The sequence below is a fragment of the Saccharopolyspora elongata genome, assembly GCF_004348985.1.
Classification (GTDB): domain Bacteria; phylum Actinomycetota; class Actinomycetes; order Mycobacteriales; family Pseudonocardiaceae; genus Saccharopolyspora; species Saccharopolyspora elongata.
Map to the genome: position 1 here is coordinate 39,766 of NZ_SMKW01000064.1, position 14,182 is coordinate 53,947.

Consider the following 14,182-nt stretch of genomic DNA (forward strand, 5'->3'; position numbering starts at 1 on the left):
GGCGCGCTACCCAGCCGCCGATGCGAGGGGCGCGGCAGTGTTGCGCCCGGGCAGGCGGTCGAGGTAGGCCAAGGCGTCGTAGAGGCCGATGACATCGGCGTATTTGGCTTGCAGGTCGAACAAGGCGGCATCGTGCGGGCCTTGCGCTCGGTCACCGCAGGCTTCCCGCACGATGAGGGTGTTGAAGCCGCACTGCACGGCATCGACCGCGGTGGCGCGGACGCAGCCGGAGGTGGTGGCGCCGCAGACGAGCAGCGTGTCCGTGCCCAGGCTGGTCAGCAGGGTGGCCAGGCCGGTTCCGTGGAATGCGGAGGCACCCTTCTTCAGGACGAGGTGGTCGCAGGCGTGCTGCTCGAGTCGGGGATCGAGAGCGACCTCTTCGCTTCCTTCCCGCAGGGCTCGCATGCCCGGTGCTTTGCGGAGCCAGGCGATGGAGTCGCCGTCGGCCTCGGCGGGCGTGTAGCTGATCGCGGTGTAGATCACCGGTACGTCGTGTTGCCGGGCCGTGGTCGCGAGGACGGCCGCCGCGGTCACCTCCCGGGTGAGGTCGGATCCGGAAGCGAAGCCGGGTTCGGTGAATCCGCGGGTCAGGTCGACCACGACCAGTGCCGGGCGGCTGCCGCGGGGAACAGCGGCGCCGAATCCGGCCCGGTCGTAGGTCGCATCGGTCTCGGCCCCGTGCAGGCCGGCGGATCGGTGGTCATCGACGGGCACGCTGCAACTCCTTGATCAGTTTGTCCTGGGTGCGGATCCGGCCGAGCAGCCAGCCCTGGAAGAACCCGAGCGCTGCGACGGCCGCCAGCGCGGCGTATCGCCGGGTCTCGGGTGGAAGCAGCATCGCCAGCCCGTCGAGGCTGTCGTTCGCAGCGGGCCTCGCGGCCGGGGCGGGCGCGACGCCGTTGCTGCCCGGGGTTCCGAGGGCCGGTTCCGGAGCTGCGGTGCTCGGCCCCTGCTGCAGTTGAATGGCGAGGTTACGGGCGAACTGGTCGAGCAGCCGGTTGGACACGGTGCTGATGGCGCCTTTGCCGAACTGGGCGAGCTTTCCGCGCACGGACAGGTCGGTGTGCAGGTTGAGCGTCGCTCCCCCGGGAGCTTCGATCACGGTCAGGGTGACATCGGCTTCGGCGTCGCCGTTGCCGTGGCTGTCGGCTCCCCGCGCGAGCAGTCGCAGCCGGCGATCGGCGGCAGCGACCTCGCTGAACCTCACCGTGCCGGAGTAGGCGGCGCTGATCGGGCCGACCTTGAACTTGACGCGGCCGCGGTAGGTGTCGCCGTCCCGCCCGTCGAGGGTCGCGCCGGGCAGGCAGCCCGCCACCCGCTCGACGTCGTTGATCAGGGCGAACACGGCATCCGGGTCGGCCGGGACTTCAAGGTGGTTTTCCAGGATCACGGTGTCGCTTCTTTCTCGGCAGAGTTGCCGCCAGGGCAAGCAGGTTCGGTGTCCGAAGTGGACCTTCGACACGCAGCGGTCGCGTCGATCGCGTCGACGATCGTCTGGTAACCCGTGCAGCGGCACAGGTTGGCCGAGACCGCCTCTCGGATCTCCTCGCGGTCGGCATTCGGCTGCTGGGCGAGGAAGCCCTCGGCGAGCATGAGGAATCCGGGGGTGCAGAACCCGCACTGCAGTCCGTGGTGGTCGCGGAAGGACCGCTGCAGGTCGGAGAGCTCCCCGTTCTCGCCGAGCGATTCGACTGTGCGGATGTCGCTGTTCTCGGCTTGTACGGCGAACATCAGGCAGGCCCGCACCGGTTCGCCGTCGACGAGGACTGTGCAGGCCCCGCACACCCCGTGCTCGCATCCGACGTGGGTGCCGGTGAGACCGAGGTCGTGGCGCAGGGCGTCGAGCAGGGTCTTCCGCGGTTCGACGAGGGCCTCGTGCGTTGCACCGTTGACGTTCAGCCCGATCAGGTGTCGCTCGCTCATGACGGGGTGGTCGCCTCCTCTCGGCTGGACAACTGCGGGGAGCGGGCCGCGTCCAGCGCGGCCAGCACGGTTTGCGGGTGCACGGGCGTGGTGTCGAGTTCGACTCCGGTGTGGCGCAGTGCGTCGTTGATCGCGTTCAGCACGGCGGCCGGCGCACCGATGGTGCCGCCCTCGCCTGCACCCTTGGCGCCGCTTTCGGTGAAGGCGCAAGGTGTTTCGAGGTGGGTGACGGTGATATCCGGGATCTCCGTCGCGGTCGGCACGAGGTAGTCGATGAAGCTGGCGGCCGAGGGCTCGCCGTTGTCGGCGTAGGTGACCTCCTCGAACAGCGCTCCGGCGATGCCCTGGGCGATCCCGCCGCGGCACTGGCCATCGACGACCTGCGGGTGGATCACCACTCCGCAGTCCTCCACACAGGCGTAGCGGAGGATCTTGATCTGGCCGGTGCCCGGATCGGCCTCGACGACCACCGCGTGGGTGGCGTTGGAGAACGTGCCGTCACCGGCGACGTCGAAGCTCGCAGTCGCCGTCAACGTCGGTTCGACGCCCTTGGGCAACAGGTGGCTGCGCAGATAGGCCACGTCCGCAATGTCCTCGAAGGACACTCGCTGCGCGGGGTCGTCGGTCTGGACGACTCCCCCATCGCCGTCCAGGCGGACGTTGTCCGGGCGTGTCTTGAGCAGGTGCGCGGCGATGGTGCACAACAGCTCGCCGAGCCGTCTGGCCGCGACGGACACGGCCGACCCACCGATCGTCACCGACCGCGAGGCGAAGGTGCCCCATCCGTAGGCGATGCGCTCGGTGTCGCCCTGCCGCAGCTTGACCTTGTCCAGGTCCAGTCCCAGCCGGTCGGCCACGATCTGGGCGAGGGTCGTCTCATGCGACTGCCCGTGGTTCATCGTGCCGCTGGTGACGACCACCGACCCCGTGGTGTCCATCCGGATCTCGGAGACGTCGAAACCGGGAACCACCTGCATCTTGCGCTTGGCGAAAGCGTCGGAACCGTAGCCGGTGCGCTCCGAGAAGCAGCAGTAGCCGATGCCGATGTGCCGCCCCTCGGCGGCGGCCCGCTCCCGGAACTCGTACCAGCCCTCATCGCGGAGGGTGGCCTCGGCGAGGTCGAGCGATTCCCGGTAGGTGCCGGGATCGTAGGTGACGTTGTTGACGCCGGTGTAGGGGAATTCGGTGATCACGTTGCGCCGGCGGATCTCGACCGGGTCGATGCCGAGTTCGCGCGCGGCGCGCTCCATGACGCGTTCCATCGCCATGACGTACTGCGGACGGCTGACCCCGCGGTAGGGCGCGGTCGGCGCCTTGTTGCTGGTGATGGCGCGGCCGCGGACCCGGTAGGCGGGCACCTGGTAGACGCCCGGCATCTCGGCGGAGGCCATCAGCGGTTCGATGCCGGCCGTGAACGGGTAGCACGAGTAAGCGCCCATGTCGCAGACGACGTCGACGTCCAGGGCGGTGATCCTGCCTTCGGCGTCGAACGCCGCGCGCGTGCGGTAGCGCTGCTCGCGGGCCAGGAATGCGGCGGTCAGCGCCTCCCGGCGGTCCTCGATCCACTTCACCGGGCGGTCCAGCTTCCGGGCCGCCGCTGCGACCGCGATCTCCTCGCGGCCGACCACGCACTTCTGGCCGAATCCGCCGCCCATGTCGGGGACGGTGACCCGCACGGTGCGCTCCGGAACGCGCAGCGAGCGGGCCAGCACCGTGCGCACCTGGTGCGGGACCTGCGTGCAGGTCTGCACCAGCAGCTGGTCGTCGCGGTCGTCCCAGGAGGCGACCACACCGCGCGTTTCCAGCGGCAGCGCGTTCTGCCGCCCGCTTCGCGTGACGACCTCGACCACGCACCCCGGTCCGGATTCGGCGGCCTCGAACGCGGTGTCCACACCGGGTGTGTCGAACATCGACACGTCGAGGAGGACGTTCCCCGGCGCTTCCTCGTGCACGAGCGGTGCGTCGGCGGCGAACGCGGTCTCCTCCGAGACGACCGCGCCGAAGGGTTCGTAGGTGGCAACCGCGGCTTCGATGCCGTCTTCCACGCTGTACGGGTCGCGAGCGATGACCACGGCCACCGGTTCGCCGACGAAGCGCACCTTCTCCTTCGCGAGGATGGGCATCGCGGTGGGTGCGAACTCCTCCGGCGGGCGATCGAGCAGCGCCACGATGTCGCCGAGGTCGAGATCCTCAGCGGTGTAGGCGGCGACGACGCCCTCGACCTCCCGGACCGCGGAGAGGTCGATGTCGAGGATCCGGCCGTGCGCGACGGTGGAGCGGACGAAACCCGCGTGCAGCATCCCGCTCAGCTGGACGTCGTCGATGAACCGCCCCCGACCGCGCAGCAGGCGGGGGTCTTCGCGCCGGGGGACGGCGGCCCCGACCCAGCGCTTCCCGTCGGACCGCGGAGATCCGTCTCGGACACCGGTATCGCGTCCGGTCATCGCGTCACTCCTTTCTCCCACGCCTCGTGCAGGGCCTGGGCGACGAGCGTCCGGGTGAGCCGACGGCGATAGGCGCCGGTACCCGCTGCGTCGTCGGGTGGATCGATGGCCGCAGCGGCAGCCTCCCCGCACGCGGTGAACAGATCCGGCCCGGGGACACCACCGGCCAGCACGGCCTCGGCCTCGGGAACCCGGATGGGCGCCGGGGCCACGCCGCCGAGCACCACCCGACCTCCGGTCAGCGGACCCGCTTCGGCGACGGGGTCCGCGTCGAGCGCGACCGCTGCGTCGACGGTGGCGAAATCCCCGTGGCGGCGGGCGAACTCGGTGAGCGCGGCTCGCGGCGCCGGGCGCGTGAAGCGCACTTCCACGACGACCTCGTCGGGTTCGACGGCCGTGGCGTAGAACCCGTAGAACATCTCCGCGGCCGGGATCTCCCGTTGCCCGTTCGGGCCTTCGGCGACGATCACGGCGTCGAGCAGCAGGGCGAGCAAGCACCACTCGGCGGTGGCGTCTCCGTGCACGATGCTGCCCGCGACGGTGCCGCGCGAGCGGATCGGCAGGTGGCCCACCCACCGCATGGCCCGGGAGATCACGTCGAACTCCGGCCCCAAGGTGTGGCCGGCGGTCTCGACCGCACGATGGGTGCTCAACGCCCCGATCCGGAGTTCCGAGCCGTCGCGCCGGATCGAGCTCATCGCCGGATCGCGGCGCAGCAGTCCCATGTCGACCAGGACCGTCGGCCGGGCGAGCCGGAAGTTCATCATCGGTATCAGGCTCTGGCCACCGGCGATGAGCTTCGGCTCCTCGCCCGCTGCGGCGAGTTCGCCGAGCAAGCCGACGGCATCGGCGACGTCATGCGCCCGGTGGTAGCTGAACGCAGCGGGCTTCACGCGGTCAACCTCCTCGTTGTTCGATACCTGGAACGGATTTCGCCGTCAGTGCGCCGAAGTCTCCGTTGTGACAGCCGCTTTCACATCCGTCGGCTCAGCACCGAGATCGGTGATGCGGTCCAGTTCGCGACCTCGGGTCTCCGGCGCGGCGACCATCATGAACACGACCGCGGCCACCACGAGCACACCGAGCACCGTGAAGGTCAACGGCAGGCCCAGCACCGGCCACAGCACGCTGCCGAACAGCAGCGGGGCGAAGCCGGTGACGGCGCGGCTCGACGACGACGCCCAGCCGAAGCCCGAGGCGCGCAGCTCCGTCGGGTAGAGCTCGGAGACGTAGGCGTACATGACCGGGATGACCACCAAGGCGAACAGGCCGAAGGCGCCGATCGCCACGACCGCCAACGTGGGCGTTCCCAACAGCAACGAGAACACCACCAGCATCACCGACATGACCGGCCCCGCGATCGCGATGACCCGCTTGCGGCCCACCCTGTCGACGACGAGCACCGCCAGTGCGACGCCGACGATGCCCACCGCGTTCATCAGCGCGGTCGAAGCGAAGGCCGCGATCTCGCCGAAGCCCTCCGCCTTCAGGATCGACGGCATCCAGCTCAGCGCGGCGTAGTACACCAGCATCACGCTGGTGAACAACGTCCACGACACCGCAGTGATCCGCGGGTTGAAGGCCCACACCCGGCGAAGCTGGTCGAACGCTGCCGCCAGTGCCCCACCGCGGGTGTCCTCCACGACCGCCGCCGGAATCACGTAGGGCTCCGGATTCGCTCCGGTGCGCCGGACGAGATCGTCGATGACTGCGCGAGCTTCTTCCTCACGGCCCTTGCGGACCAGGTACAGCGGAGACTCCGGAACACCGCGCCGCACCCAGATCAGCAGGACCGCCGGCAGGATCATCAGCACCAGCATCCAGCGCCAGTTCCCGTGCACCGGGACCAGCAACGTCGCCGAGACGCCTGCCAGCGTGGTCCCCACCGGCCACCAGCCGTCCATCGCCGAGAGCACCCGTCCCCGTTGCCGGCGGGGTGAGAACTCGCTGACGATCGCGTAGTCGACCGGGATGCACCCACCGAGACCGACGCCGGCGAGGAAGCGCAGGAGCAGGAAGATCTCCAGGTTCGGCGACAGCGCCCCGACCGCGGAGAACAGCGCGAAGAGCAGCAGCGTGATGCTGAACGCCCGCTTGCGGCCGATGCGGTCGGCCACCGTCCCCCAGGCGACCGCACCGACCGCCATGCCGATCAGGTTAGCGGTGGCCACCAACCCCTTCTGGCCCGGCGACAGCCCGAACTCGGTCCCCACCAGCGGGGTGAGGAAGCCGTTCAGCGCGACGTCCCAGGCATCGAACATGTAGCCCAGTCCGCCGATCAGGAAGATCTTGCCTTGCACGCTCCATCGCCAGGGCAGGTCCTGGACGACTTGGTCTCCGGTACGCATGAGTCACTCCGTTGAGCTGTAGCGGCGTCACGCGTCAGCGTGCGAACTGGTAATGGATGGATTCGGTGTCCGGGTCCGTGAGCGGGCTGCCGTTCCACAGCCAGTCGTAGGACACGTCGGACTCACCATCGAAGCGACGCAGCTTCTCGTCGCGCTCACGCTGCTCCGGGCCATCGGGCAGGTGGTAGAAGCTCATGTTCTGCAGGGACGCATCCTGGACCATGCCCGCGTGCTTCGCCCGTCGATCGACGTAGCGGACCAGCGCCGCCTCGATCCCGTCGCGGGTCACCCGGCCGAGCTCCTCCGCGAGCACAGCGGCGTCCTCCATCGCCTGGGAAGCGCCCTGCGCCTGGTAGGGCAGCATCGCGTGGCAGGCATCGCCGAGCAGGGCGACCCGCCCGTCGACCCAGACCGGGTCGCGGCGCCGGCGGTACATCGCCCACACCGACACGTCCTCGTCCTTCGCCTTGGCCAGGACGGCCGGAACGCGGTCGTCCCACTCCTCGTACTCCGCGGCGAGCTGCGCCGCGGTCGCCGGGCCGCTCCAGTCCCGGGCGATCTCCTCGGTGCACGGGACGATCGCGACGATGTTGAGGTACTGACCGCCGCGGATCATGTAGTGCACCAGGTGCTTGTCCGGGCCGTACCAGATCGTGGAGTGGAAGCGGTCCACGAGGAACCGGGTCGCCGGGTCGGCGGCCACCAGGTCGCCGGGGATCAGCGCACGATAGGCCATCTCCCCCGAGAACTCCAGGGTGTCGTCGAATCCCGCCAGATCCCGCACCGCGGATCGGATGCCGTCCGCCCCGATCACGAGGTCCCCGGTGAACCGGCGTCCATCAGCGGTCAGCACCGCCGGGCGCGCCGGGTCGGTGCGATCGAGATCGACCACCTGCGCCGAGGTGGCGACCTCGACCACCGGGCCGGGCCCCGCCGGGTCCAAGCACGCCTCGAGCAGGACGCCGTGCAGGTCGGCGCGGTGGTAGTGCCAGTAGGGCGCCCCGTACTGGTCGATCACGCGCTGCCCGAGCGGCAGCTGGCCGATGATGCTCCCGTCGGCCCAGCGACGGCGGACCTGGTCCTGGGGTTCGGTGCGCACGCGCTCGAGCTCGGCGCGAAGCCCCAGTCCGATCAGGATCCGGCTGGCGTTGGGCGCGGTCTGGATTCCCGCGCCGATCTCCCCCAGCTGCGCCGCCGCCTCGACCACGGTGACCCGCAGGCCGCGCTGCCGCAGCGACAGCGCGGCGCACAGGCCTCCCAAGCCGGCACCGACAACAACGACTTCGAACGACTGGCTCGCAGCCACGCTGGCCTCCTCGTCCTCGCCGGACCCGCGTCGAATTCAGGTGATCCGAACACGTACTATCCGGATATGCAAGGTCTTGTTTGAAAAGGTTTTGTTCGCAGGTGATTACCGCTTGATGCGCTTCTGATCAGCGCGAAGAGGGCGCAGGCGATCAGGATGCGGACGAGCGAGCACGAGCTCGCATCGGGTCAATACGTGCAGCGCAGCTCGAGGAGCCGGGACGCCCCACCAGAGGGCAGTCCCGGCCACGAGCGTCGCGCGCCGGAAGGTCAGGCCGCGTGCGTCGGCACTCCCGGGGCGGCGACCGCTCCGCTGAGCAGCTTGCCCGCACCGGGCACTCGGGGTTCGAGTCCGAGTTCGGACAGGATCCGGAAGGTGGTGGCGGTCGCGGCCGAGAGCACCGGGATCCCCACCTCGTCCTCGATCGGCTGGATCGAGGGCAGGGACGGCATCTGCACGCAGGCCGACAGGACCAGCGCGTCAGCGTTGGAGAGGTCGAGCTTGCGGTAGTGCTCGCGCAGATCGGCCGGATCCAGCCGCGCCACAGCGAGGTTGTCCGGCACCTCCAGCGAGAGCGCGTCCACCACCTCGACCCCGGCGTCCTCGATGTAGTCCGCCACCGCCTTGGTCAGGGGCTTCATGTACGGCGTCAGGATCGCGACCTTGCGCGCGCCCAGCGCACCGATGCCGGACAGCAGTGCACCAGCGCTGGAAACGACCGGGGCATCGGACCCCTCGGCGCGCAGCGCGCGGGTGATGTCGTCCTCCGCGGTGCAGTGGTAACCCGGCCCCTGCGCCATGATCGCCACCAGGCACGCGGTGGCCACGACCGCCGGGCGAGCGTCGGCCAATTCCGCCGCCGCTCGTTCGGCCTGCGCGTTCATCGCCCTCAGTTGTTCCGGGGTCACGTGCTGCATCCGCGCCCGCGCGGAGTGGAAGATGAACCGGTCCCCCGGATCGACCTCCTCCCGAGCTCGCAGCATCCGCGGCAGCTCGGTCTCCATGGTGAGGTTCGAGCTGGGCACGATCATTCCGATGTGGTGCTCGCGCACCACCGCGTCCGCGCTCATCGGCGACCGACCGGGCGCATCTCGGCAACGGTCAGCTCGCCCGCGTCGACGATCAGCTCGTCGTCGAGGTACAGCGAGTTGCCGCGCATCGGGATGTCGAAGTGGCAGGCGGTGTCGTTCGGGCCGCCCAGCTCGTTGTTCGGCCCGATGGAGAACATCACGTTGCCGTAGAAGCTGCGCAGCTCCATGCCCATCCCGCCGGGGAACTGGGTCAGGCCGTGCCAGTGGGCACGCTCGTCGAGACCCCAGCCGACGTGGCTCATCCCGTAGCCGCGCGGGTCGTCGAAGCTCTCGATGTACGAGCGCAGCAGGTCCGCGTCCAGCCCGGACGACCCGGCGCCGCCGCGGATGTCCCGGATGAAACCTTTCTCGATGGTGATCTCCACCGGGGTCTGCACGTAGGTGTTGAACGGCAGGAGCACGTCCCCCGGCGAGAGCACGATCTTCCCGTCGACACCGTCGTCGGCTCCGCCGGTGAACACGAACGCTGCCGGCCAGTGATCCCATCGACCCGGGGTGTCGGTGTAGCCGTACTCCGACAACGTCGGGTACATGCCGAGCTGGTAGGTGACGTCGGTACCGGCCGGGCTGGTGATCCGCATCGTGCTCGCCTTGGCCAGCAGCTCGGCGCCGATCTCCACCCGCTCGCGCAGTTCCTTGGTCGGCATCAACCGGGCGAGCAGCTCCGGCGGCTCGACGGCGGTCAGGATCCGGACTCCGGCGTCCTGGATGGCGAACTGCTCCTTGCTGAACAGCAAGAAGGTGCAGTCCACGACCATGTCGACGCCCTTGAGGGCATCCACGGCCTTGGGGATGTTCCCGAGGCCGGAGTCGCCCACGGCCCACGCCCCCGAGGCGCTCGCCGGCGAGGGCAACCGCATGTGGAACGCCGCAGCTCCCAACTGCTGAGCGGCCCACAGGAACGCGTCCGCGTACTCCGCACGCTCCCCGCCGCGGGTGAGCACGACGACCGTCTCACCCTCGTGCACGCCGGACAGGCGCAGTTGCTGCAAGCAGATGTCGTTGAACAGGTTCTGGTCCACCGTTGACCACCTCCGCATATAATCCGAGCACGGATTATCCGAACACGCAAGAGTTGTTTTCACGGGACCTGTCTGCCCGAACCTGCGAACAAGATCCACACGTCAACAACGGCGCTTGCACACGTCACGCGCGAGAACAACCCCCGCTACACGCGGAGAGCTGATCAACCAGATGACATGGCGGACAAGATGATTCCCTTGCACAGCCCCGAGTTGCGCGGCCCAGGCGAGCCCACACCTGAACGAGCGCGACCTGGCTCGGATCGCACCGGAGCGACCTGGATCCACCCCGGCCAAGCCAGTCCCGTACCAGTGCAACCATCCGGGTACGTATTATTAAGGGGCACCTAACCCAGGTGCCCAGCTGCATGGGAGGAACGCAATGGGGGAGCCAGCGCGCACGGACCGACGTGTTGCAGATACGTCCGCCGTCGCTCCGGCACCACCCGCCGACCTGCTGGCCGCCCCCGGCTACGGCGCCCGCCGGCTGTACCAGGCCTACCTCGCCGCCTGGAACCGGCACGTCGACTCGGTGCTGACCGGTCCGCAGTTCGCGGTGCTCTCCGCCGTCCGCGCCTACCCGGGCAACGACCAGAGCTCGCTGGCCGGTGCCGCCGCGCTGGACACCTCGACGATGGCCGACTTGTGTCGCAGGCTCGAGCGACGAGGTCTCATCCAGCGCATCGAATCCCCGCGCGACGCCCGGCGCAAACTGCTGTCCCTCACCGAGGAAGGCGAGGCAGTGCTCACCCAGGTGCACCACCGAGCCCGGCAACTGGACGAGGCACTGCTCGCCGGCAACGACATCGCCCGCGACGCCAACATCGCAACACTGCTCAACGCACTCGGCGCCCGCTGGGAAGCCGTCGCAGCTTTCGAAAAACTGGACTGAGCCGGTCACAGTACCCGCTGACCAGCACACCGGCAGCAGGGTGGACGAGGTCGCATGGCCGATCAAGCAATATTTCAACCAGCCGACGTCATCCGGGCCCGCTCGCTAGGCGGGCATACTGCTGAGGATCCGGGCGACCGACCATGTCGGGCGCGGCGTGCAGGACTTCGGCGAGCTGTCCGCGGCCGGGTGAACCACCCCGCCGAGCACTGGCCGACCCGCCGAGCGTCCCGCTCACGCGCCGTGGGCGAATCCCCCACCACCAGAAGCGATTCCGGCGCTACACCTAGGTCCTCCGCCGCTCTCAGGCGTCTTCGAGGACCTGTCGACGGATGGCTGCTTCTTTACCACTGCGAAAGAGGACGCCGTGAGGCAGGACGACGCTGGCACGGCCCTTCTTCGGGCCCATGCTGGCGATCATATGCTGCACAAACGCCCAATCAGCCGACGACTGCGGGGCGACACCGCCGATGGCGCGGGTCATTGGCCCAGGGCTTCCACTTCAAGCTGAAGGGCGAGTTAGCGACGATCACATCGAACGTCGATCCGCTGCCGCGCGGTCAGCGGCGAGTGCCTGCCGCATTCCGGGCACGCCTGGTGGGCGCGCGCGAACCGCTTGCGTACACCATGGCCGAGCAGCCCGGGCACACCGGCCAGGACGTGTCCGCAGCGGACGATGAAGAGGCGGCCGCAATGGCTTTACCCCTGATTCCTCCAAGCGCCGGAATCCAGGGGTGCGGGGACGTACGAACAGGCGCGGGCGGGCAGCCGGGCGCCGGCTAGGCGCAGTTGGTTCACCCGGCTCGTGAACGCCGCACCACGCATGACATGGGTGGCTCCGCCGCGTGGCGGTTCTCGACGGCGGCCAAGTAGGTTCCCTCGACCCAGTTGTGGCCACCGCGCCCGGGTCTCCTGCCGACAGCGACTTGTCCTCACCCACCAGCGCGCACACGTCGTCGGAGCGCTCCTTGCCGAACTGCTCGACGAACGCCTGGGCACCGACCTCGGGATCCAGCAGCCACACACCGCGGGCGTGGAAGTGGTCCATCCCGCCGTCCCACGCGCCCCAGTCGATCGCCGTGACGTGGCAGTCGGGGCGCTGCCGCTTCCAGCTCGCCGCGAGCCGGCACAGCGCCTCGTTCGCCGCCGCGTAGTCCGCCTGGCCCGCATTGCCGAGCAGACCGGCGACGGACGTGAACAGCACCAGGTGGCGCAACGAATCGTTGCGTCTAGCACGTCGAGGACCGTGCGCAGACCAGTGAGCTTGGTCTGGAACACGCGGTGGATCTCATCGCCGGTCTTGTCCGTCAGGTACGCGTCGGCGAGCACCCCGGCGCCGTGCACCACGCCGGTGATCCGGTCCCGCAGCGGAGCCAGCGCGGTGCTGACGGCATCGGAGTCGGTGACGTCGACCGCGATGTAGTCGGCCTCGGCTCCTGCCCGGCGTACCGCTTCGATCGTCGCGCGGATTTCCCGCTGGGCGATCTGGTCGCGGTAGCGCCGCTCGACCTCGCGAGGTGTGGGGCGCTCGCCGCCTGCCGTGATGTCCTCGATCGCCGCCGCCTTGAGCTCGGAGTCGGTGACTCCTCGCGCCCAGGACGGCTCGTCTGCGAGTGCCGTGCGGCCCAGCAGGACGAACGCCGCCTCCGTGTGCTGCGCCAGCGCACGGACGCACAGCGCCGTGACTCCCCTGGCTCCCCCGGTGACGACCAGCGTGTCCCCGGCGTCGACGCCGATGTCCGGGACGTCGCCGCCGATCTCCTCGCGCTGCGCGACGGCGAACCGGAACTCGCCGGGCACGACCGTCCACCGGGCTCCGGCGACGTCAACGCCGACTTCGGCGGTGTCGGTGGCCGCGTCGGCGATTTCCCCGAGCAGCGCGGCCACGAAGTCGTCGCGGTCCACGTCCGGGTCGACGTCGAGTGCCCTGCAGAACACGCCGGTTGCCTCGCGGGCCAGCGTCTTGACCACACCGCCGACGCCACCGGCCAGCGCCTCCGCGGCGGGGCGCCCGCCCCGGAGTCCGACACCGCCGTCGAGCCGGGTCACCGTGACGAAGCCCGCCCTCGACCCCGCTTCGGCGGTTTCGGTGAGCGCGGCGTGCGCATGCTTGGCCACCAGGATCGTCTCCGCGACCTGCCGGACGCCGGCGTCCCACGTATCGCCGTCCAGCAGGCTCACGCACAGGTCCACGCGGCCCTGGAGGTGTTGTGCCAGAACACTTTCCAGTTCGGTGGTCTCGCCGTCGAACGCCGCCGGCGAACCGCTGAGGTCCACGCGGCGCACGGTCCAGCCGCGTGCCTGCAGCCCGCTGACGACCGCATCGGCGTCGCCGCCGCTGCGGTCGACCACCACGGCCACGGGCTCGGCGGCGTAGGCGTCACCGAGCAGATCACGTCCGGGAAACGGAACCAACTCCACCTTGTGCCGAGGTGTGGGGGCCGGGTCCTCGGCGGGCGCGGCCCCGTCCCTCAGCGGGTCGGCGCTTTTGGGTTCGCATCACCCACGTCGGCCACCAGGAAACCGGGGATCTGGTCCAGCGTCCGCAGCTCACCCAGCTGCTCCGGACCCACTACAGGCAACCCAGGAAACCGCTCCTGCAACACCCCCAAGATCTGCACCCGCTTGATCGAATCCACCCCCAGATCCGACTCCAGATCCATCCCCGGATCCACCATCTCCACCGGGTAACCCGTCTTCTCCGACACCACCTCCAACAACGCCGACCTCACCGAAGCCACATCGACCCCGCCCGAGGCGGGAACCGCTGCCTCCACGACCGGCTCGGGCTTCGATTCCTCCTGCACCGCAAGAGATCCGGGCGAGGCGGGCGCCGAAGCGGCCGGCTGCGGCTCGGGAGCGGCCGGGAGCTGTTCCGGTGCCGGCCGGGTGGTCAGCGCCCGCTGGGCGGGGGCCTGCACGGTGGTGGCTGCGGCGAACACCGCCGCCCGGGCGCCAATCGGATTGCCGGCATGTCTCTTCCTGCTCCCTCGGCTGGACACAACGCTTAGGGTTCCTAACAAAGGGTCTTGATGTGTCGGTAGCAGATGATGCAGGTGGCCAGGCCGAGGAACGCTTCGTGGATGTCGTCGCGGCGTTCCCAGCGGATGCGGAGGCGTCGCATGCCGTGGTACCAGGCGATTGTGCGCTCGACGA

At 69.5% G+C, this 14,182-nt stretch carries 13 protein-coding genes and 2 pseudogenes; 1 reads left to right on the top strand and 14 read right to left on the bottom strand.

The features are described 5' to 3' along the window. Positions 1-6: 6 nt before the first annotated feature. From E1288_RS34135 to E1288_RS34175, 9 genes are all read right to left on the bottom strand, one after another. Positions 7-714: an isochorismatase family protein gene (locus E1288_RS34135; RefSeq protein ID WP_132492658.1), complete on the bottom strand. Its 708-nt coding sequence runs from the start codon at positions 712-714 to the stop codon at positions 7-9. Then, entirely contained in the window at positions 701-1,390 is a 690-nt protein-coding gene (locus tag E1288_RS34140) for an SRPBCC family protein (RefSeq protein ID WP_132492660.1), read from the bottom strand. Before E1288_RS34140 ends, E1288_RS34135 begins: the two co-directional genes overlap by 14 nt. Continuing rightward, entirely contained in the window at positions 1,387-1,923 is a 537-nt protein-coding gene (locus E1288_RS34145) for a (2Fe-2S)-binding protein (RefSeq protein WP_132492662.1), read from the bottom strand. Before E1288_RS34145 ends, E1288_RS34140 begins: the two co-directional genes overlap by 4 nt. Further along, positions 1,920-4,367 (bottom strand): xanthine dehydrogenase family protein molybdopterin-binding subunit, encoded by a 2,448-nt coding sequence (locus tag E1288_RS34150; protein WP_132492664.1) that lies wholly within the window; start codon positions 4,365-4,367, stop codon positions 1,920-1,922. Before E1288_RS34150 ends, E1288_RS34145 begins: the two co-directional genes overlap by 4 nt. Beyond that, positions 4,364-5,260 (bottom strand): FAD binding domain-containing protein, encoded by an 897-nt coding sequence (locus E1288_RS34155; protein ID WP_132492666.1) that lies wholly within the window; start codon positions 5,258-5,260, stop codon positions 4,364-4,366. The genes E1288_RS34150 and E1288_RS34155 overlap by 4 nt, the downstream gene beginning before the upstream one ends. A 45-nt stretch (positions 5,261-5,305) precedes the next feature. After that, on the bottom strand, positions 5,306-6,715 hold the full coding sequence (locus tag E1288_RS34160) for an MFS transporter (protein WP_132492668.1): 1,410 nt from the start codon (positions 6,713-6,715) through the stop codon (positions 5,306-5,308). 34 nt (positions 6,716-6,749) lie between these two features. After that, positions 6,750-8,021 (bottom strand): FAD-dependent monooxygenase, encoded by a 1,272-nt coding sequence (locus tag E1288_RS34165; protein WP_132492670.1) that lies wholly within the window; start codon positions 8,019-8,021, stop codon positions 6,750-6,752. A gap of 269 nt (positions 8,022-8,290) precedes the next feature. Beyond that, entirely contained in the window at positions 8,291-9,073 is a 783-nt protein-coding gene (locus E1288_RS34170; protein ID WP_132492686.1) for a maleate cis-trans isomerase family protein, read from the bottom strand. Positions 9,074-9,087: 14 nt separating this feature from the next. Next, the gene (locus E1288_RS34175) at positions 9,088-10,134 is read right to left on the bottom strand and encodes a M29 family metallopeptidase (RefSeq protein ID WP_132492672.1); all 1,047 of its coding nucleotides are present in this window, start codon (positions 10,132-10,134) and stop codon (positions 9,088-9,090) included. A gap of 382 nt (positions 10,135-10,516) precedes the next feature. Here E1288_RS34175 and E1288_RS34180 point away from each other — a divergent pair, with 382 nt between their 5' ends. Continuing rightward, entirely contained in the window at positions 10,517-11,026 is a 510-nt protein-coding gene (locus tag E1288_RS34180; protein WP_132492674.1) for a MarR family winged helix-turn-helix transcriptional regulator, read from the top strand. Positions 11,027-11,330: 304 nt separating this feature from the next. Here E1288_RS34180 and E1288_RS34185 read toward each other — a convergent pair whose 3' ends face one another. From E1288_RS34185 to E1288_RS49185, 5 genes and pseudogenes are all read right to left on the bottom strand, one after another. After that, positions 11,331-11,510 carry an N-6 DNA methylase gene (locus E1288_RS34185; protein WP_207954706.1) on the bottom strand — a complete coding sequence of 60 codons (180 nt, stop codon included), beginning with the start codon at positions 11,508-11,510 and terminating at the stop codon, positions 11,331-11,333. A 45-nt stretch (positions 11,511-11,555) separates the two neighbouring features. Further along, complete coding sequence (locus E1288_RS50520) at positions 11,556-12,230, bottom strand: KR domain-containing protein (RefSeq protein ID WP_408014244.1); 675 nt, start codon at positions 12,228-12,230, stop codon at positions 11,556-11,558. A 35-nt stretch (positions 12,231-12,265) separates the two neighbouring features. After that, positions 12,266-13,447 (bottom strand): annotated as a pseudogene (locus tag E1288_RS34190) (KR domain-containing protein); the annotation flags it as partial. A 50-nt stretch (positions 13,448-13,497) separates the two neighbouring features. Then, positions 13,498-13,968, bottom strand: coding sequence for an acyl carrier protein (locus E1288_RS34195; RefSeq protein WP_235883998.1), 471 nt, complete (start codon positions 13,966-13,968; stop codon positions 13,498-13,500). A gap of 74 nt (positions 13,969-14,042) precedes the next feature. Further along, positions 14,043-14,182 (bottom strand): annotated as a pseudogene (locus E1288_RS49185) (IS5/IS1182 family transposase); the annotation flags it as partial.

Coding starts and splice junctions, on each gene's coding strand:
- E1288_RS34180 (WP_132492674.1), top strand. CDS start 10,517: ATGGGGGAGCCAGCGCGCACGGACCGACGTGTTGCAGATACGTCCGCC.
- E1288_RS34185 (WP_207954706.1), bottom strand. CDS start 11,510: ATGACCCGCGCCATCGGCGGTGTCGCCCCGCAGTCGTCGGCTGATTGG.
- E1288_RS34160 (WP_132492668.1), bottom strand. CDS start 6,715: ATGCGTACCGGAGACCAAGTCGTCCAGGACCTGCCCTGGCGATGGAGC.
- E1288_RS34150 (WP_132492664.1), bottom strand. CDS start 4,367: ATGACCGGACGCGATACCGGTGTCCGAGACGGATCTCCGCGGTCCGAC.
- E1288_RS34145 (WP_132492662.1), bottom strand. CDS start 1,923: ATGAGCGAGCGACACCTGATCGGGCTGAACGTCAACGGTGCAACGCAC.